This window comes from Hoyosella sp. YIM 151337, assembly GCF_026041215.1.
Lineage (GTDB): Bacteria > Actinomycetota > Actinomycetes > Mycobacteriales > Mycobacteriaceae > Hoyosella.
On the sequence record NZ_JAPEIQ010000044.1, the window covers coordinates 15527 to 34788 of the forward strand.

The following is a 19262-nucleotide window of genomic DNA, read 5'->3' on the forward strand; positions in this document are numbered from 1 at the left end:
TCTATGGTTTCTGCTCTCTCAACTGGCTCAGAACTTCGCCGCTTCAGCCGTGAACGGCTCCCCCGGCTCGCCCTCGTCGCGATCATCTTTCTGCCACTGCTCTACGGAGCGATGTACCTATGGGCGTACTGGAACCCACTCGGCAATGTCGACAAGATGCCGGTGGCAGTGGTCAACAGCGATTACGGGGCCCAGGTCGACGGTGTCATGGTGCGTGTCGGCGAGCAGGTCACGCGTGAGCTGCTGCGCCGCGGCGACCTGGGCTGGGAGCGCGTTTCACTCGCCGAGGCACAAGAGGGCGTCGAACGCGGCCGATACTATTTCGCGGTCGAGTTCCCCACTGACTTCAGCGAGGCCGTTACCTCGCCTGCCAGGAACGATCCCCGCCGCGCCGTCATCAACGTGACGTATAACGACGCCAACAGCGCGATCGGCACGACTATCGCGGAGACCGCGATGTCACGCATCCTCAACGTGCTGTCCGAGCAGATCGGCACTCAAGCCGTCGATCAGGTGCTGATCGGGTTGCAGACTGTTCGCGGCGGGCTCGTGGAAGCAGCTGACGGCAGCGGCCAGCTGGCTGACGGGACAGGCCAGCTGCGTGCAGGTGTCGCGGAACTCGATGAGGGTGCGAATCTGCTCGCCACCAACCTCCGCGCTGCCAGTGAAGGAGCTGTCCAGCTCGCTGACGGAACCACCCAGCTCGCAGACGGCGTCAACCAGTTGACCGAGGGTGCGCTGCCCCTGGCCGACGGGCTGCAGCAGCTGCAGGGTGGCGCCCAGCAACTCGGCGAGGGGGCCACGGCGCTCAGCCAGGGTGTGAGCCAGCTCGTGAGCCAGCTCGATGTACTCGGTGCCCGCCAGACGGAACTCACCACGATGATCCAGCAGAAAGCGGATCACCTCTACACCGTCCCTCACCCCGCGGTGCATGACGCAGCGCGGGAACTGGAGAACCTCCGGGCGCAGATCGACCGGGAGGGGCTCGGCCCGGGGGCACTTAGCGATTTGCAGCGTCTCCGTGACGGCGCGGCAGAGCTCGCATTCCAGCTCGGCGACCCCTCGAGCCCATTCCGCGCTGGCCTCGCTACGGCTGCGGCGGGTGGCGGTGAACTGACAGCGGCACTCACACAGCTGCGCGATGGCAGCAGCCAACTCAATGCCGGAGCCCTGGAACTGAGCGATGGGTTGCGGCAACTCGCCAGTGGCGGTGACGCACTTACAGAAGGCGTTGGCCGCCTCGGTGAAGGCAGCGCGCAACTCGATGAGGGCGCGAGGGTGCTTTCCACAAGCCTGGCGGAAGGCGCCGAACAGATCCCGGCCTGGAACAACCAGGAGCGAGCCGCGCAGGCGGGCGTCCTGGGTGGACCTGTAGAACTTGATCAGCGCCACCTGGCTTCCGCGGCGAATTTCGGTACGGGAGTCGCGCCATTCTTCATCTCCCTCGCGCTGTTCATCGGTGGTTTTATCATCTGGATGGTGATGCGCCCGCTCCAGACCCGGGCGCTTGCGGCGGGACTCGGTGGCTTGCGCACCGTCCTAGCGTCCTATTGGCCTGCAGCCGTAATCAGCGTGGCGCAGGGCGTCGTTATGTTCGCGGTGGTCCGCTACCTGATCGGCCTGGAACCGAGCAACAGCGCCGGCACGCTCGCCTTTCTGGTCCTCACCGGATTATCGTTCCTCGCGTTCACTCAGGCCGTCTTCGTCGTGCTGGGCAACTCCACTGCACGCGTCGCGGTGCTAGCGCTACTAATGATTCAGCTCGTTTCCTCCGGTGGCCTCTACCCCACCGAAACGACGGGCCGGCTATTCCAGGTCATCCACCCGTACATCCCGATGAGTTACTCAGTGACCGGCCTGCGGCAGTTGATTATCGGCGGCGCCGATGGACGGCTTTGGCTTTCAGTAGCGGTACTCGTGGGCCTGCTAGTCGGCTCTCTTGCTGTCGCGGCGTTTGCGGCGCGGCGACAGCAAGAGTGGACGATGAAGCGACTGCACCCGTCGCTGAAGGTGTAGCTGCTCAGAATCCGTCCTGCACCTGCACGACGGTCCGGCCTGTCGCGCCACCCTTCTTGATGGCGGCGAGTACATCGTTAACGTCACGCACCGCAACTTCACGGGTGAGTTGCGCGAGACGGCGAGGACGAAGGTCCGTTTCGAGCCGTCGCCAGATTTCGCGGCGGCGTTCGATACCTAGCTGCACCGAGTCGATGCCCAGCAGCCGCACACCTCGCAGAATGAATGGCATCACCGTCGTATGCAGCGCGGCACCACCGGTCAAGCCGCTAGCTGCGACAGCACCTCCATAGTTGAGTGTGCTCAGCACATGCGCAAGCGTCGCGCCGCCCACGCAGTCGACGGCCGCTGCCCACTGAGAACGGCCCAAGGGACGCGGTTTCCCGTCCGGATCTTCTGGCAGGCGCCCGATCACACCCGAGGCTCCCAGTTCACGCAGAAGATCGGATTGCTCCTTACCGGTCGACGCTGTCACGTCGAACCCCAGCCCCGCGAGAATGTCGATACTCACACTTCCGACACCACCGGTCGCACCGGTGACAAGCACCGAACCACCGTCAGGGGTCACGCCGCTGTCCAGCAGTGCCAGGACGCTCATCGCGGCGGTAAAGCCCGCCGTGCCGATAGCGGCGGCGTCCCTGGGCGAGAGGTCACCGAGTTTAACCGCCCATTCGGCCGGGATTCTGGCGATCTCAGAATACCCTCCATCGCGGCTCACACCGATCTCGTAGCCGTGGGCGACAATGCTGTCTCCAGGAGCGAAATCGGGATGCTCCGACTCGATGACCTCGCCCGCGAGGTCGATACCGGGGACGATAGGGTACTGCCGCACCACTCCGCCGCGAGGGGTCACCGCCAGCGCATCCTTGTAGTTCACGCTCGAGTACTGCACGGCGATGGTGAGTTCGCCGGGCGGGAGATCAGTTTCGCTTCGCTGTTCTGGGGCGAGCAGGATAGCGTCGTCGTCCTCTTCGCGTGCGACGAGGGCTGAGAAACTTTCGGGCGACGGCTTTTGCGCTTCAGTTCGGGATGTCATGGCCCCATTCTGGTACGCGCGCAGGAAGCGCCGTCACTCGCCGTCCTCTGGCGTTTCGTCGCCGCCCGCTGGGGGTTCCGCGGGCGCAGGCGGTTCGGCAGGGGCTGGCGACGGCTCCGGTGCGCGCCGGTCACCATTGTCCCGATCGTCATCGTCGTCGTCCCGCTCTCGCGGGCGGGGCGGTGGCGGTACTTCACACACCACAACTGGCTGGGCCTCATAGGTCACGGTGCGGGTTTCCCTCGAAATCTCTTCACCGCTGTCAGCGTCGGTGATGATGCGGGTGTCGCTGGTGGTGAAGCCTTGTCCCCCGCCGCTGGGCTGACAATTCGGGCCTGCCGGCAGCACGATTCGCCTGGGCTGGGTGTATGCCCAGCGGCCGCCGTTGATCGACTCCACGTTGACCGTTTTCGTTCCCCACACCCGCACGGTCACCGATGACGAGTCACCGTAAGCTTCGAGCAATACGCCAGTGTCATATTGATTACGGAACGCGAGGTCGATCGAACCTTCGAAGACGGTGGCCTCGCGTCCTGCGGGGTACCGCGAGATGTAATAGCTGTGCTCGGTGTGTTCGACGTCTTCCAGACCCGCGAAATACGCGGCGTTGTAGAGAGTGGTAGCGAACTGGCTCACACCGCCGCCGACTGCCGTCGACGGTCGGCCGCTGTAGATGATGCCGGATTCAACATATCCCTGTGCGTACCCTCGCGGGCCGGTGTGATCGTTGAGCGAAAAGGTCTCCCCGGGCTTTATCAGGGCACCGTTGACTTGTTCGGCAGCACGACGAATGTTCACACCCGAGTTGGGGGTGAAACCTCCTGTCGTGAACTCACCAACGACCTCTTCAATCCCCAGGGCGTCGGCGTCCTCAGTTGTGAACTGGGCATCAGTGGTCCTGTACAGTGCCGTGACGACCCGGCCGGTTGGCTGACGCATCACATCGTCGATGTCAGCGAAGGTCTCATCCCAGTCGACCCCCCGTCCGTCCTGATGCGGCACGACGATCGGCCCATCCGAGCCAATGCGGACCGTCGCATCCACGGCGGGCGACTCAGTCTCTGACAGCTGCGGCGCAAGAATCTCCGACAGCGCGGTGATGTCGTAGACGGCGTCCAGCCCACCATCGCCGTCTGGCTCGAAACTCAAGTAATCACCCACAGCTGCGGGCTCGGCGATCGCCTCGATATCGCCTTCCCCGATGACAACGAGGTCTGTAGCTACTGCGGGCTCGGCGATCTCCGTTTGTGCACGCTCGACGCCCTCCGGTGTGACCGTCACCTCGTCAACCGTCACCGGGATTTCGACTGGTTCCGGGGACAGCCAGTTGTCGATGATCACCTCACGCGCGGCGTCAACCTCCACTGCAAGGCCATCGACCGGCATTACCGCCACGGGCGTCGCACCGTCGAACTCGATGTCCCCTTCGATGGCTTCCCGGTCAACGGCAGTTCGGACCTCATCCATCGCCGCGTCGAGCTGAGTATCGCGGACATCGCTCACGTAGCCTATTTCGCGTTCGCGGAACAACGCGAGGAACCGTGTGATCGGATTAATGGGCTGGCTGCTCGCCCTGTCGATGGTGGCGGACCAGTCCAGCGTCAGTCCCGACTCGGCGGGGACAAGATCGACCGGCACGTCGCCGCCGATAACCGTGAAGGGCTCGTCGATGCGGGACTCGATCTCCCCGCGCAGCCGAGCTTCGGCCTGATCAGGGGTCAGGCCGCCGATCGACACGGCAGCTACGGTGACTCCGCGGGGCACTTTCCCGCTCGACGTCACCCAGTCGAGCACGTAAGCAACAGCCGCTACCAAGATCAGGCCAGCGATGACGACCAGGCCATTACGAACCGGTTTCCGCGCTGACCGAGAAGCGCGCGGCGCCGTCCCTGCCCGTTCTTCGCCTGCCACACTGCCTCCCTACCGGACACACCGAATGCGCACCCGCCACAGAACATTTCCGTCAGTTACTGGCGAAAAAAGCTCTTTGTCCAAGTTCGCTTTAGAGTAAGCGGTCGGAGCCCTCGCCTGCGAGTCGCGTACCGCTCGCGTGAACGCCGCCACAACGTAAGAATCCCGCGCTCGCACCGGGTCGGGGGTCGGATGCGTGCGCGGGACTACTTACGTATCGCGCGTCAGAGCACGGGTGTTACCACGCGTGCCCGGTTATTTTCAGCGTTCGATAATCGCGACAGCGCCCTGGCCGCCTGCCGCGCAGACTGAGACGAGCGCACGGCCCGATCCCTTCTCCGCCAGCGCTTTCGCCACGGAAGCGACAATTCGGCCACCCGTTGCGGCGAACGGGTGACCAGCCGCGAGTGACGAGCCGTTGACATTGAGCTTGCTGCGGTCGATCTTGCCGAGCGCACCGTCGAGGCCCAGTCGCTCCTTGCAGTACTCGTCGGATTCCCACGCCTGCAAAGTGCACAGAACCACCGAAGCGAACGCCTCGTGAATCTCGTAGAAGTCGAAGTCCTGCAGCGTCAGGCCATTACGAGCCAGCATGCGCGGGACAGCGTAGGTCGGAGCCATCAGCAAGCCGTCTGGCCCGTGAACGAAGTCGACCGCCGCCGTTTCGTAGTCGCGCAGGTAAGCGAGTACGGGGAGGTTCCGCTCGGCTGCCCATTCGTCGCTGGACAGCAAGACCGTCGACGCACCATCGGTGAGCGGCGTCGAGTTGCCTGCCGTCATCGTGGCGTCACCGAGCGACACACCGAAGACCGGCTTGAGCTTCGCTAGCTTCTCAACGGACGAATCGCCGCGCAGGTTATCGTCGCGGCTCAGGCCGAGGAATGGGGTCACCAGGTCATCGAAGAAGCCGCGATCCCACGCGGCCGCCATGTTCTGGTGGGACGCGACCGCAATCTCATCCTGTGCTTCACGTGCGACCCCGAACTCCTTCGCGGTGATCGCTGCGTGCTCGCCCATGGACAGGCCGGTCCGCGGTTCACCGTTTTCCGGGATGGACGGCACGATCTGGCTGGGTCGCAGGTTGCCAAGCAATTTGAGGCGCTGGGCCGCAGTCTTGGCGCGGTTGAGATCCAGGAGCACACCGCGCAAGTCTTCGTTGAGCGCAATCGGAGCATCCGACGTGGTGTCGCTGCCTCCACCCACGCCTGCTTCGATGCGGCCGAGCGCGATTTGGTCAGCCACGATGCTCAGCGCGGTGAGACCTGTGCCACAAGCCTGCTGAACATCGACCGCCGGTGTGTACGGCGAGAGTGCGCTGCCGAGCACCGACTCACGAATGAGGTTGAAATCACGGCTGTGCTTCAGGACCGCACCACCGGCGACGAGACCGAGGCGCTCCCCTTGCAAGCTGAAGCGACTCACGAGGCCGTCGAGTGCCGCTGTAAACATGTCCTGGTTGGACGCCTTCGCGTATGCCTTGTTGCTTCGCGCGAACGGAATCCGGTTGCCACCGAGAATCGCGACAGGCTTGGTCTGGCGCGCTTCCGGAGCGCTAGCCTTTGAGGTTGCCACTTTGCATCTCCATACAATTCGGGAGTGTTGGACTACCGCGTATTCTTACTCACCGGTAAGTTGGTTGTCGATACCGCGTGCTCCGCCGTACGTTCGTGCAGGATACAACGCATCGGGGGCAAGCCGGTGAACACCATGGTTAATGGCGTTCTCTAGGGGAAAGCCACGCGGTAGTGAAACTGCAACAGCGCAAGAGTGACATCACTCACGAGAGGTGGCCCGTGTCTAAAAAGGGAAGCTCGGATCTTTACTCCACTCTAATTTCGTCCGCGCCGGGCGCGTTCCTCGCCAGCAAGGTAGGCCTACCGCAGCCCGAAACGCTGCGCCGCTACCAGGCCGGCGAACCACCCCTGCCCGGCCCGCTGCTCATCGGGGGCTCCGGTCGGCTCGTGGAGCCGATCCGCGACCTGCTGTCCGATTACGAATTTGCTGGTGACGACACCGAAAAATTCGGCGGCATCGTGTTCGACGCGACCGGAATCACCACGATCGAAGAACTGAAGCAGCTTTACACCTTCTTCCAGCCGCTTATGCGGAAGACGGCACCGTCCGGGCGTGTACTCGTCGTGGGTACCACCCCGGAGCTCGTGCGCAAGACTGACGAGCGAATCGCGCAGCGCGCGCTCGAGGGCTTCACCCGCTCGGTTGCGAAGGAGCTGCGCCGTGGGGCGACCTGCAACCTCGTGTACGTAGCACCGAAGGCGAAGACCGACTTCACGGGTCTGGCGGCGCCACTGCGCTTCATCCTCTCGGCGAAGTCCGCGTATGTCGATGCACAGGTGATTCGCGTCAGCGAGAAGCCAGCCGAGGCGCCGGCGAATTGGGACAAGCCACTCGACGGCAAGGTGGCACTCGTCACCGGCGCCGCTCGTGGCATCGGTGAAACCATCGCTGAGATTCTCGCCCGTGACGGCGCGAAAGTAATCGTGGCGGACATCCCGCCCGCAGGTGACGCGCTCTCCGAGGTCGCAAACAAGGTCGGCGGTGTTGCGCTCGCTCTCGACGTGACGGCTGATGATGCCGCAACTAAGATCACGGAAGCCGCAGAACGTTTCGGCGGCCTCGACATCGTGGTCCACAACGCAGGGATCACCCGTGACAAGACGCTTGCAAACATGGACGACGCCCGCTGGGATTCAGTCATCGGCGTCAACCTCCTCGCGCCGAAGCGCATTACCGAGGCACTTGCGGCGAACGGCGGACTCAAAGAGGGTGGCCGGGTCGTTGACGTGTCCTCCATTGCGGGTATCGCCGGCAACCGTGGGCAAACCAACTACGCCGCGTCCAAGGCTGGCGTTATCGGCATGGTCGATGCCGAGTCCGCAGAGCTGGCGAAAAAAGACATCACCATCAACGCGGTCGCACCGGGTTTCATCGAAACTCAGATGACCGCCGCGATTCCGCTCGCCACACGCGAGGTAGGACGGCGGCTGAACTCACTGCTGCAGGGTGGTCAAACCGTGGATGTCGCAGAGACCATCGCATTCTTTGCCAGCCCAGCGTCGAGCGCCGTCACCGGCAACACCGTTCGGGTGTGCGGTCAAAGCCTGCTGGGTGCGTGATGAGCGAGAAGAACATCCAGATCCTCGATCAGCAAAGCATGCTGCAGACATACGCGAAGGCAGTCCTCGGCATGCTTCCACTGCCAGGTGCGAAGGCAGAAAGCCTGCCCGAGCGAACACTCCGTATCGCGGACGTCACGATCGATACGAACAACCTCGCCGAGTACGTCAAGGTCTGCCGACTGCGGCTGCGTGACACTCTTCCCGTCACGTACCCATTCGTGCTGAGTTTTCCCGCAGTCATGAGTCTGATCGTCGCGAAGGATTTCCCCCTGCCCGCGATGGGTCTCGTTCACATGTCCAACAAAATCGAGCAGATTCGCCCGATCTCCGTGAGCGACACCCTCACGATCGACGTGCACGCCGAGAACATGCGTGAGCACCGCAGCGGCATCCTTGTCGACGTAATCAGCGAGGTCACGGTCGCAGGTGAACTGGCCTGGCGGCAGACCAGTACGTTCCTGCGCAAGCAGCGAACCAGCCTGAGCGATCAGCCCCGCCCCGAGAAGGTCGACGACGCGCCTGGCGCCGACGGCGATCTGCCGAAGACGACGCTGAAGGTCACCGGCAAGCAGATCGCCAAGTACGCGGAAGTATCTGGAGACCGCAACCCGATCCACATTTCGAAGGTCGGTGCGAAAGCGTTCGGTTTTCCCACCGTGATCGCGCACGGCATGTGGAGTTGCGCGGCGGCGCTCGGGATCCTCGAAGGACGCATCCCAGATGCTGTTGACTACTCGGTCGACTTCGGCAAGCCAGTTCTCCTGCCTGCCAAGGTCCAAGTCTTCACACGGCACACCGGCAGCACCTGGGAGATCGCGCTGCGCCACCCGAAGAAGGGCTTCACACACCTGACCGCGAAGGTGACCGCGCGCTAGTGCTGCGCTGCAAAGTGCCCTGGAATCCAGATTCCAGGGCACTTCTGCGTGTGCTTAACAACCTCGCGGATCCCAGAAACTGCATGAGCTGTCGATGAACAACGCACTCGGCCCGAACTCCGCAGGCAGCATGTCCAGCTCGAGCAGCGCCTGAGCCGATCCGAAATCTTCGCTTTGCACCTCGCCGCCGACAAGGTGCCGGGCCGAGAATCGCAGCGTGGCAGCGTGCGCGTCATAATCAGGTGCTGTTAACTCGAATACCGCGATATCAGCTTCTCCCGCTGATTCGATTGCCAGGGCGGCGTTAGGCGGGTCGTCAACAAAGTCGAACTCCTGGAGGAACTGGCTAGTCGAGACAGTTCCCACCTCCCGACGGGGGCGATCTGAAAAAAAGACGAGTCCAGACGGTGCGTCCTCCAGCAGCAAGGCGAACTCACCCCCCTCACCAACCGGATCCAGGCGGCCGCTCGAGAAGCCTGACATCGTGTACAAGTAGTTCGCCTGAACTTCCGCGCGATCGTCCGCTCCCGCGGCATCCTCCCGCTCGTCAGCAGTGCATGCCCCCGCAGCGAGCGCAAGCACCGCAAACCCGGCTATCATTGACCGCGAAAGCGACATAGGGGATATTTTATCGCCGAGGTTGCTGAGCGGGGTCTAGTTCACTGTGGTTTCTTGCCCGCGAGACCCCGCCAGCCTAGATTCACGAGCAACTGAACCGCCGCTTCTTTGTCGATCGCGCCGTCCGCAATACGATCGGCAACGGCTTCACCCGCCCCAATGAGTGCGGTGGCCATCAGGCGAAACTGCTCATTGCTGTGCGGTTCCCTGCTGCTCGAGCGCAAGATCAGCGCGGTGAGTTCGATTGCACGCTCACGGCTTCCAGTCACAAGGTCAACAAATGCCTTCTGATACATCGCCTGGCGGTACATCACGTGCCACGCTTTCCGATTCTCGTACACGAAACCGAGGAAAGCGCGAATGCCATGGGTCAATTGTTCCCGCGGGGACAACTCCGGATCTGCCGCACCAGTGAGAGCTTCGAGAAACCGGGCACTTTCACGGCGGATGCACGACGCGAAGAGTTCATCTTTAGACCCGTAGTAGAGATACAGCATGGGCTTCGAGATCTCAGCGCGTGCCGCAATCGCGTTCATCGAGGCATCGTGATAGCCATGCTCTGCGAAGACGTCAATAGCCGCATCCAGCATTTGCTGCTCACGCACCGCGCGCGGCAACCTCTTGGGCCGTTCTGTCATCGATCTGCCACCCACACTTCCCACCTTACCCGGGGGTAAGTTTACGGGCTTCTGGGTCGCGGAGCAGAATCCGGGACTCGAACGAACTGCTAACAGTCTATAAGCCCCTTCGCGGCACCGACGCGCACTACCGAGTCGTCGACCTGATCTTGTGGCAACTCACCATCCGCGACTGCGGTCTCAAGCCGATCCAGCACCGCCGTCACCTCGTCGGTAGATATCCAGAGCGCGACGTCCGCCCCTGCCTGCAGCGAACGAAGAACCGCTTCGGTGATACTGAAATAGTCGGTTATCGCACGCATACTCCCAAGGTCATCGGTGAAGATCAACCCTTCGAACGGTGGAGCGCCATAGCCCGCGCCGGTACGCAGTAACTCCATCGTGGCCGGACTCAGACTCGACGGAACACCCGGCTCGGTGAGACCCGGCACGGTCAAGTGCCCGACCATCACTGCCGCGCCAGTGCCCGCGAGATCTCGATACGGAATCAGGTCCCAGTCGACGAGGTCGCTCAGCGGCGGTGTCGTCACACCTTCATAGTGCGAATCGCCGGTCGCGCGACCATGTCCAGGGAAGTGCTTGATTACGGGGAGCACCCCAGCGTCCCGCAGGCCCCGCGCGTAAGCCCCGGCGTACGCAACAACATCGTCCGGCGCCGCCCCGAAAGCACGGTCGCCTATCACCTCGTTGTCTGCCTGATCAGTAATATCGACCACGGGCGCAAAATCGGCGGTGATCCCCAGTTCACGCAGGGCCTCACCGCGTTCCTTCGCGAGCTCGTAGGTTTGTTCGGGCGTCAGGGTTTGCGCAACTTGCCTTGCTGACGGCGCCTGCCCGATCACGTGCGCGGCGCGGCTGACCCGGCCGCCTTCTTCGTCGATGGTGATCATGAGCGGCACGTCGGACGCCGCAGCCACCTCGAGCACTCCGCCGCTCGCCAAGAACTCTGGGTCCGCCCAGCTGGTGACGAAAATTCCACCGATCTGCTCATCGTTCACGACACCCAGGGCATCGTCCTTGCCGGTGACGCCCACATTAAGCAATTGCGCGAGCTTCTGCCGCGTCGTGAATTGCGCGAGAAACTCATCGTGGCCGGTGCACCCCACCGGCCGCTGCGACACCTGCTCGGTTTGGGCCGGGGACGTCACTGTGCCCGGCGGCGACGTTGGGCCCCCCACCTCATCGCCGCCGCCCTCTGGCGCACCGCAAGCGAGAGCCGCGGTCGCGACGACGCCGGTCAGCGCAAGCACACGCGTGAATTGGGTGCGCAGGATCATCGGCTTTCCTTCACATTGACGGATGTGCGGGCTGCCCGCATCCTACCGGCGCGAGATGATCTTCCGCCCGAACAGCAGCGCGGCGGAGTACGCTCAAAACCATCGCCGGATTCGTCCGATAGCAGCCCGTACCAAAGCGACAGTGCGCAGCCAGCAACAAACGGGAGGGAACATGGCGCAGAGTTCAGCTGATCTCATTCTTATCGCGTACGACGGCTCAGAGAACGCACAGCGCGCAATCCGGTATGCCGGACACTTTCTCAGTGCAGGCCGAGCAATTGTGGTGACCGCGTGGGAACCGCTAGCGCGGCAGGCAGCCCGCATTTCTGGCCTCAGCGGCGTGATGCAGCCCGGATGGGTTCCCGATATTCAGCAAGAAGACGCGGCGCTGACGGATGCAAAGGCCATCAATGACGAGGGCATCCGGCTCGCGGAAGCTGCCGGCCTGCAGGCCGATGGCCGCTGCATTGAAACCGAGACAACAGTGTGGGCAGCGATCGTGGACGCCGCCGAGGAACTCGACGCGACCATCATCGTGACGGGCACCCGCGGCAGCACCGGCATCCGTGCACTCCTGCACAGCAGCGTTGCAGACCAGGTGCTCAGACACTGCCATCGCCCCGTGCTGATCGTGCCGCCCAACGAAGGAAACTGATCCGGCCACGCTGACCTGCTGCACGGGCGCGCGGGCGCACCAGCAATACTCAGGTGCGTGGACGATGCTGGATTCGTGCTGTCACGGCCGCACCATACGCTGTCAGCGTTCGGAGCGCGGCAGGCCTTTGCCGACGTCGCGGCAGCCCAGCATGCCCTGCATACCCGCGCTGTACCCATGATCGTCGGTGCTATACCGTTCCTCGCCTCCCAGAACTGTGCGCTCATCGCGCCGGAGACCTACCGCTTCGATCTGGGCCCCTGGACCTCGCCCACGGGTCTGCCTCCCTTGCCGCGTGGCACGGTTGCCGCTGAGCATCCCGCACCTGCGGAGCACATGCGTACCGTCGAAAAACTGCTCGCCGAGGTTGCGGACAAGAAGCTGGACAAAGTGGTCGCGGCCCGATCCGTCGTGGTCGAGTGCGAAGACGATATTCATCCGCTGTCCCTGCTGGCGCGGCTGGTTGAGCTAGACCACGTAGGGAACGGGTTTTGTGCCGATCTTTCGCCCGCGGGCGGCAAGTACCGCGCCAGTTATCTGGTGGGGGCTAGCCCCGAGACGCTGATCCGAAAGACAGGCACGACAGTTTCGTGCTGGCCGCTCGCCGGGTCGGCGGCGCGCTCGAGCGACCCCGCTGTTGACGAGTCCCGGGCCCAGGGCCTGCTCGCCTCGGAAAAGAATCAGCACGAACATGCCTTCGTCGTCGAGTGGATGCGGGAACGACTGGCGCCACTGTGCAGTGAACTCAGAATCGAGCCCCAGCCAGCGCTGTTCGCGACGCCGGAGGTGTGGCACCTCGGAACGCCGATATCCGGGGAGTTGCGTGATCCAGCCACGACCGCGCTGGATCTCGCGCTCACGGTGCACCCCACTCCAGCGGTCTGCGGAACTCCCCATGCGGCCGCTCTGCGCGCGATCACCCAGTACGAGGGCGACCGCGGCTTCTACGCGGGCGCGGTTGGTTGGTGCGACGCGAGCGGAGATGGCGAGTGGATGGTCGCGATCCGCTGCGCGGAGGTTCAGCGGCGAACGGCACGAGCGTACGCGGGCGGCGGCATCGTTCGCGGCTCTGATCCTGCGGAGGAACTCGCCGAAACGACGGTGAAACTGCGCACACTACTCAGCGCGTTCAGCGGGAACGTTGAAAAAATGCTAAAAACTAGCTGAGGACACGCGCGACACGGATATGGGTTGCATCACAGCAATGCTAGGTCATGCTAGGTGGAGGCGTTACCCTGAAAGCTGTTACACGAGTTTCGCGCGCAGTGTCCTGGCCCGCATACCGGCCGGGCTGAAGTGGAAGCAACGAGGAGAGTCCTATGAAGTTCTTGATCCCCGGGGCCATTAGCGCCTTCGCGGGCACGACTCTCGCTTTCGCTCTGGTGATTACGGGCACGACATTCGCGGAGCAGAACTCACGCCCCGAAATCAACCGCGTCGTTCAAGAGCAAAACAACCTGCTGAACCAGCCTGAATATGGCGCGCGTTAACCGCACATCGGGGTGTTGAAACCCGAAACCTCGCCTCACACGAACAGCCCGCCGAACCGGTTTCCCCGGCGTGGGCTGTTTGTCGTTTTCGGTGTGTCACTGCTGCTGAGTTTCGCACAGTCCCCCGGCTTGATTGTCGCTGATACCAAGCTGGACCTTGCCGTCGATCCTCAGGGCTTCCTCGGACGGGCAGCTCATCTGTGGAGCAGCCTCTCCCCGTTCGGACAGGTACAGAACCAGGCTTACGGGTATTTTTTTCCGCACGGCGCTTTCTTCGTCGTCCTTGACAGTGTGGGAATCCCCGCCTGGGCCGCACAGCGTCTGTGGTGGGCGTTGCTGTTAACAGCTGGGTTCTGGGGCATCATTCGGGTCGCAGAAGCACTCGATATCGGCAGTCAGCCCTCCCGCATCATCGCTGCGTCAGCTTTCGCGCTGTCTCCCAGAGTTCTGACGACGATCGGTGCGATCTCCTCGGAAACGACACCGATGATGTTGACACCGTGGGCGCTGCTACCGGTAATCCTCGCGCTGAATGGGCGATCGCGCCGGCCACTCTGGCAGCTCGCTGCCGGGTCGGCGCTGGCGGTCGCGTGTATGGGTGCGATTAACGCTGTTGCAACTGCCGGGGGCGTTGCGGTGGCGCTGCTGTGGTGGCTCGCGCATCGCCCCGACCGGCGCTGGCTTGCGTTCACCGGATGGTGGGTGCTGTTCGGCCTGATCGCGACATTGTGGTGGGTCATACCACTCTTCCTGATGGGGCTTGTGAGCCCGCCGTTCCTCGATTACATCGAGTCAGCCGCAACAACGACACGCTGGACGTCACTTGTCGAAGTGCTGCGCGGGACGGATAGCTGGACCCCCTTCGTCTCACCTGACCGTGTCGCGGGGGCTGCCCTCGTGACGCAGCCGATCACCGTGCTCGCAACCGGTGCCCTGGCGGCGGCGGGGCTTGCCGGACTCGCGATGCGCGGCATGCCCGCCAAAGGGCGGCTCGTGTTCATCCTCGTAGCGGGACTCGCCGGAATCGGCGCAGGCTACGCCGGTGATCTTGGCTCCCCGCTGGCAGACCAGGTTCGCACATTCCTCGACGGCACCGGCGCGCCGTTGCGAAACGTGCACAAGATCGAACCGCTCATCAGACTGCCGCTGGTGCTTGGAATCGCGCATCTGCTCGCCCGTGTCCCACTTCCGGGCGGGGTCCCCCCACGCGAGTGGCAGCGAGCCTTCGCACGCCCAGAACGCCAGCCGCTCGTTGCGGTTGGCACCGTGACGCTCGCAGCACTGGTAGTCGCCACCTCCGTGGCGTGGACTGGGAAGCTCGCACCACGCGGCGCATACAGCGAGGTCCCCGACTATTGGCACCAGGCGGCAGACTGGCTGACCAAACATGCGGGTGCTGAAGGCGGCGGCGAGGCGGCCACTGACCGTGCACTCGTGGTCCCAGGTTCGCCGTTCGGTTCGCAGCGCTGGGGCCTCACACGTGACGAACCACTTCAGCCGCTTGCTCGCACACCATGGGGCGTGCGCGACGCGATTCCCCTCATCCCGCCCGGCGGGATTCGTGCGATGGACGCCGTGCAGCGGGTGCTTGCCGACGGAAGATCCTCTCCGGGGTTAGCCCCTGCCCTGCTGGCGCAGGGCTACCGCTACCTGGTAGTGCGGAACGATCTCGACCCTGACACGGCCCGCGCGACCACTCCGCTGCTCGTCCGCCAGACCCTTGAGACGTCGCCGGGGTTTGAGAAAGTCGCCGAGTTCGGCACGCCGGTCGGCGACGAGGCGCGTGCGTCCGTGGTGCGAGGCGCTGGTATGCGCGCACCCCTGCCTCCCGTCGAGATTTACCGCGTCACCGTCGGTGAGACCTGGCCGCAAGGACCGTTCACGACTGACCTTTCCGGGATCCCGATTGTGCAGGGCGGGCCAGAAGCAATCGTTCGCGTCAACGAAGACAGTGGGACGAACGAGCCGCTGCCCATCCTCGTCAGCGCCGACGCCGCGAATGCGGGAATTTCAGTCGATGGTGTCATCATCACTGATACGCCCAAGGCTCGCGAAACCGACTTCGGCCGCGTCGATCACCAACGTTCCGGACTGCTCAGCGCAGCGGACCCGCGGCGCACCACCAACCGAGTACCCGACTACCCCGCTGCCGACCCCCTCGTTCTCGCAGAGTCAGGCGGTGGCCATGTCACAGTGTCCTCAGCGGTTTCAGACGCCACCCAGTTGGGGGCCGTTCAACCGGGTCGCGGCCCTGCTGCCGCCGTGGACGGCAATCCCGACACGTCCTGGCTGAGCAGCACCTTCCAGGCCGCGGTAGGTCAGTGGCTGCATATCGACTTCGAACAGCCAATCGAAAACGCGCTTCTACGCGTAACCACCAGCCGCGAAGCAGTCGGTCCGACCGTGCGGATCCTTGAAGTCACGACCCCGAATGGCTCCACCTCAGCCGTCGTCCAATCCCCCGGCGAATCGCTGACGGTGGCGCTGCCCGCCGGAACCGCGGATTGGGTACGCATTACCGCGCGTGCCACGGACACTGGCACCGCAGGCGACCAGTTCGGCATCTCGGACGTCACTGTGGAAGCAAACGGCCGCGATGTCCCCCTGCGCCGGGTGGCGACGCTTCCTCCGCTGACGACCAGCGCGAACGTCAGCGCGTGGCACCTTGGCCAGGAGTTTCCGGGTCGTCGCGAATGCGTGACCGGCCCCAGTCAGGTTCTCTGCTCGCCCGGTCTTGAGCTTGTTCCCGAGGAAGCTGGTGCTTTTGTCCGGCGGCTTAGTGTCGGCGAACCCAGCAGTGTCAGACCGGAGCTTCACGTACGGGCCGTACCAGGTCCCGCGCTCGATGATCTCCTCACCGATGACACAGCCGCGTATACACGCGGGCTCAGCAGCATCCGTGACCCCCGTGGCAATGCATACGCTGCCGCCGACGGTGATCCAGAAACAGTGTGGTACGCGCCGCTCGGTTCGGCCCCCGGGAACGGGACACGGCCCACCGTGACCCTGGAACTGCCGGAATCCAGAATGGTCACCGCGGTGCGCATCACGCCAGCACCCGGGCCTGCTCCCGCGCGGCCGACCGAGGTCCGCGTGGGCAACGGTAACGGGACCGTCACCGCAGAGCTGCGCCCGCAAGGCGACACGACCGTCGAGCTTGATCCGCGTGAGACATCGAGCATCACGATCACTGTGAGCGATTGGGATGAGGTACGAGCCCCAGATCTCTTCGGCTGGTCATCTGTGATGCCGCCCGGCATCGCAGAGATCACCGCGATCGGTGCAGACGGAGACCCAATCCCCGCACAATCCGCTGACCCAGATCGGATCATCGAGATCGCCTGCGGAGATGGCCCACTCGTCCAAGTCGGCGATACGAGCGCCGAGTTGGCAATCAGTGCCCGAGCGGACGACCTGCGCACCGGCGCAGCCATCCCTGCCACCCTCTGCGAGGCGGAGCCGCTCAATCTGCCGACCGGAACTGTGGACATCGAGACCGAAGTGCCAGCCCCCTTCATCGTCGACCGTTTGACCCTGCACGAAGCCCACGAAAACACGAATGGCGCGTCCGTCGCAGACACCGGCACCCCGATCACCGCTGCACCGGTCAACGTACGTTCGTGGAGCGACACCCACCGAGTCATCGTTCTCGATCGCGCTGACACGGACCGGCTGCTGACAATCCCGGAAAGTGACAACAACGCGTGGTCAGCGGTCACCGAGGACGGACGTGAGTTACCTCGAATACCTGTCAACGGCTGGCAGCAAGGCTGGGTGATACCCGCAGGCACAGCTGGGGAAGTGACGCTGACGTTTGCTCACGACGGCATATACCGGACCGCGCTGTTCGGCGGACTTGGCCTGCTCGTACCGCTTGCGCTCCTCGTTCTCATTCGTCCCCGTCCGCGCGACCACAGCGTGCCGGTGCGAGTGTGGCAGCCGCGCATCGCGGCTCCGCTAGCCGCCCTCGTTGCGGTGGCTGTGATCGCCGGTCCAGCGGGTGTGGCGGGCGCGCTCACACTCGGCGGCCTTGCGCTAGTGGTACGGCGGCGCTGGGGTGCATCCGCGGCGGGGCAATTGCTCGTCGCGGTAGCAGGGACCGGCATGGCGGGCGCGGCCGCAGTGCTGTCCACCGGTCCGTGGCGTGCGGCGTCCGGCTATCTCGGCCACTCCGGCTGGGTTCAGTTGCTCGCGCTGCTTGCCGTGGCAGCGGTTGTGATCGCCGCGCTGCCTTGCTGGCGTGGCGAGTCCGGCGGCACCTGATCGATTATTTCCCGAGCGCGGACGGGTAACGCATTCGCACGTCGCGCCTCCCATTGACGCAGCGCGCGGCGCGCGGGTTCCTCAACCAGCGCGTAGCTCACCGATGCCACCGCCACACTCAACAGCACTGTGACAATCAGGATCGGCCACATGTACCCAGAGAAGGCGGGCACGCCCAGGATAGGGAAGGCGACCATCAGTATCGCGACGTGCCACAGGAAGATCCCGTACGACCAGCGGCCGATCATCAGCCCCGCGGGGCTCGCCAAGATGCGGTGCTGATGACCTGGCGCAGCGAGCGCGATCGGCGCTAACAGCGCGAAACCGATGAGCGCCCCGCAGAGAATCTTGATCGCGTATTCTTGCGGCCGCAACTCCACGAGGCCAGGTGGTCCTGCCAGCGGGGATGCGGCAACCGCAAACGCCGCTACCGCGATCACCGGCATGAGGAAGCGGACACGCACCAGGCGCACCATAAGGGGTTGGGGGGCCACAGCAAGCTCTGCGAGGATCATTCCGGCCGCGAACCACGAAAGGTATCCCGGCAGCCAGTTGTCATGATGCACGCCATCAGCGGTAGCGATCGGGAGGTACTTCCAGCCCAGACTGAGCACCGCGGTGAGAAGAATCACCGGGATGCGCCAGCGAGCGCGGCGGCCCCGAAGGGCGATCAGAATCGCCGCCACGAGCGGAAGAATGAGGTAGAACCCCATCTCCACGGAAAGACTCCACATCTGGGTAAGTCCCTCAACGAGCGTGTACGGCGTGTAGACCTGCGTCAGGGTCAGGTTTGCGAACCACACCTGCAGATTCGATGTCCGTGCCTCTGGCAGGAGGATGAGGACCGCGACAACCACGACAACATAGGCGGGCATTATGCGGACGATCCGGTGCCGGAGATATCGGGCAATTCCGGGGGCAGAGGAAAAACCTCGTGCCGCACGGGAATGCGGACGCCACAACAGGTACCCGGACAGGGCGAAAAACAGCGCCACCGACAGATCGAAGCGCCCCCAAACCCGGCCGAGAAGTGTGTCGGTGACTTCGCCAGTCTGGAACGCCACATGGGTAAGCAGCACGCCAAGCGCGGCGGCGCCTCGCATGCCTTCGAATGCGGGGAGAAACCCCTGTGCGCCCGCGACCGCGTGGTGCTGTCGGGAGCCAGGTTCCAGCTGTGTGGCAGTCATTTCTCATCTAGTGTGCAGGGAAACAGGCGATAATACACATTTCTGGCCACTGATGGGTATCGAATTGAGTCCAACATGCAGCCCTCGTGTGCTTTCGTCACGGCGCAGCGGGCTGAGAACCTGTTAGGGTCGGGACGCATGCGGCTGCTCACTGGGGAA

General features: G+C 63.8%; 14 protein-coding genes. 7 read left to right on the forward strand and 7 right to left on the reverse strand.

The window, feature by feature from the left end; all coding sequences use genetic code 11:
- Nucleotides 1-3 precede the first annotated feature (3 nt).
- Nucleotides 4-2016, forward strand: coding sequence for a YhgE/Pip domain-containing protein (locus tag ONR57_RS21185; protein ID WP_265125691.1), 2013 nt, complete (start codon nucleotides 4-6; stop codon nucleotides 2014-2016).
- A 4-nt stretch (nucleotides 2017-2020) separates the two neighbouring features.
- Here the strand turns inward: ONR57_RS21185 and ONR57_RS21190 are convergent, their stop codons facing one another.
- The 3 genes from ONR57_RS21190 to ONR57_RS21200 all read right to left on the reverse strand — a co-directional run bounded on the left by ONR57_RS21190 (nucleotide 2021) and on the right by ONR57_RS21200 (nucleotide 6535).
- Nucleotides 2021-3052, reverse strand: coding sequence for an acryloyl-CoA reductase (locus ONR57_RS21190; protein ID WP_265125692.1), 1032 nt, complete (start codon nucleotides 3050-3052; stop codon nucleotides 2021-2023).
- Nucleotides 3053-3085: 33 nt separating this feature from the next.
- On the reverse strand, nucleotides 3086-4963 hold the full coding sequence (locus ONR57_RS21195; RefSeq protein WP_265125693.1) for a VanW family protein: 1878 nt from the start codon (nucleotides 4961-4963) through the stop codon (nucleotides 3086-3088).
- Nucleotides 4964-5224: 261 nt separating this feature from the next.
- Nucleotides 5225-6535: an acetyl-CoA C-acetyltransferase gene (locus ONR57_RS21200; protein ID WP_265125694.1), complete on the reverse strand. Its 1311-nt coding sequence runs from the start codon at nucleotides 6533-6535 to the stop codon at nucleotides 5225-5227.
- A gap of 221 nt (nucleotides 6536-6756) precedes the next feature.
- Here ONR57_RS21200 and ONR57_RS21205 point away from each other — a divergent pair, with 221 nt between their 5' ends.
- A complete protein-coding gene (locus ONR57_RS21205) occupies nucleotides 6757-8097 on the forward strand; it encodes a 3-oxoacyl-ACP reductase (RefSeq protein ID WP_265125695.1) in 1341 nt (446 codons plus the stop codon).
- A complete protein-coding gene (locus ONR57_RS21210; RefSeq protein ID WP_265125696.1) occupies nucleotides 8097-8975 on the forward strand; it encodes a MaoC/PaaZ C-terminal domain-containing protein in 879 nt (292 codons plus the stop codon). The genes ONR57_RS21205 and ONR57_RS21210 overlap by 1 nt, the downstream gene beginning before the upstream one ends.
- Before the next feature lie 54 nt (nucleotides 8976-9029).
- On the opposite strand, the gene ONR57_RS21215 is transcribed toward ONR57_RS21210, so the two are convergent.
- The 3 genes from ONR57_RS21215 to ONR57_RS21225 all read right to left on the reverse strand — a co-directional run bounded on the left by ONR57_RS21215 (nucleotide 9030) and on the right by ONR57_RS21225 (nucleotide 11508).
- A complete protein-coding gene (locus ONR57_RS21215; RefSeq protein ID WP_265125697.1) occupies nucleotides 9030-9593 on the reverse strand; it encodes a hypothetical protein in 564 nt (187 codons plus the stop codon).
- Nucleotides 9594-9634: 41 nt separating this feature from the next.
- The gene (locus ONR57_RS21220; RefSeq protein WP_265125698.1) at nucleotides 9635-10231 is read right to left on the reverse strand and encodes a TetR/AcrR family transcriptional regulator; all 597 of its coding nucleotides are present in this window, start codon (nucleotides 10229-10231) and stop codon (nucleotides 9635-9637) included.
- An 89-nt stretch (nucleotides 10232-10320) separates the two neighbouring features.
- Nucleotides 10321-11508 (reverse strand): glycoside hydrolase family 3 N-terminal domain-containing protein, encoded by a 1188-nt coding sequence (locus ONR57_RS21225; RefSeq protein WP_265125699.1) that lies wholly within the window; start codon nucleotides 11506-11508, stop codon nucleotides 10321-10323.
- Between the two features lie 172 nt (nucleotides 11509-11680).
- On the opposite strand from ONR57_RS21225, the gene ONR57_RS21230 reads away from it, so the two are divergent.
- From ONR57_RS21230 to ONR57_RS21245, 4 genes are all read left to right on the forward strand, one after another.
- The gene (locus tag ONR57_RS21230; RefSeq protein WP_265125700.1) at nucleotides 11681-12163 is read left to right on the forward strand and encodes a universal stress protein; all 483 of its coding nucleotides are present in this window, start codon (nucleotides 11681-11683) and stop codon (nucleotides 12161-12163) included.
- Nucleotides 12164-12220: 57 nt separating this feature from the next.
- Nucleotides 12221-13330 carry an isochorismate synthase MenF gene (locus tag ONR57_RS21235; RefSeq protein WP_265125701.1) on the forward strand — a complete coding sequence of 370 codons (1110 nt, stop codon included), beginning with the start codon at nucleotides 12221-12223 and terminating at the stop codon, nucleotides 13328-13330.
- Between the two features lie 152 nt (nucleotides 13331-13482).
- A complete protein-coding gene (locus ONR57_RS21240; RefSeq protein WP_265125702.1) occupies nucleotides 13483-13653 on the forward strand; it encodes a DUF2613 domain-containing protein in 171 nt (56 codons plus the stop codon).
- 93 nt (nucleotides 13654-13746) lie between these two features.
- The gene (locus tag ONR57_RS21245) at nucleotides 13747-17916 is read left to right on the forward strand and encodes an alpha-(1->3)-arabinofuranosyltransferase (protein WP_265125703.1); all 4170 of its coding nucleotides are present in this window, start codon (nucleotides 13747-13749) and stop codon (nucleotides 17914-17916) included.
- Here ONR57_RS21245 and ONR57_RS21250 read toward each other — a convergent pair.
- Entirely contained in the window at nucleotides 17835-19103 is a 1269-nt protein-coding gene (locus ONR57_RS21250; RefSeq protein WP_265125704.1) for an acyltransferase, read from the reverse strand. The genes ONR57_RS21245 and ONR57_RS21250 overlap by 82 nt on opposite strands.
- Nucleotides 19104-19262: the final 159 nt, after the last annotated feature.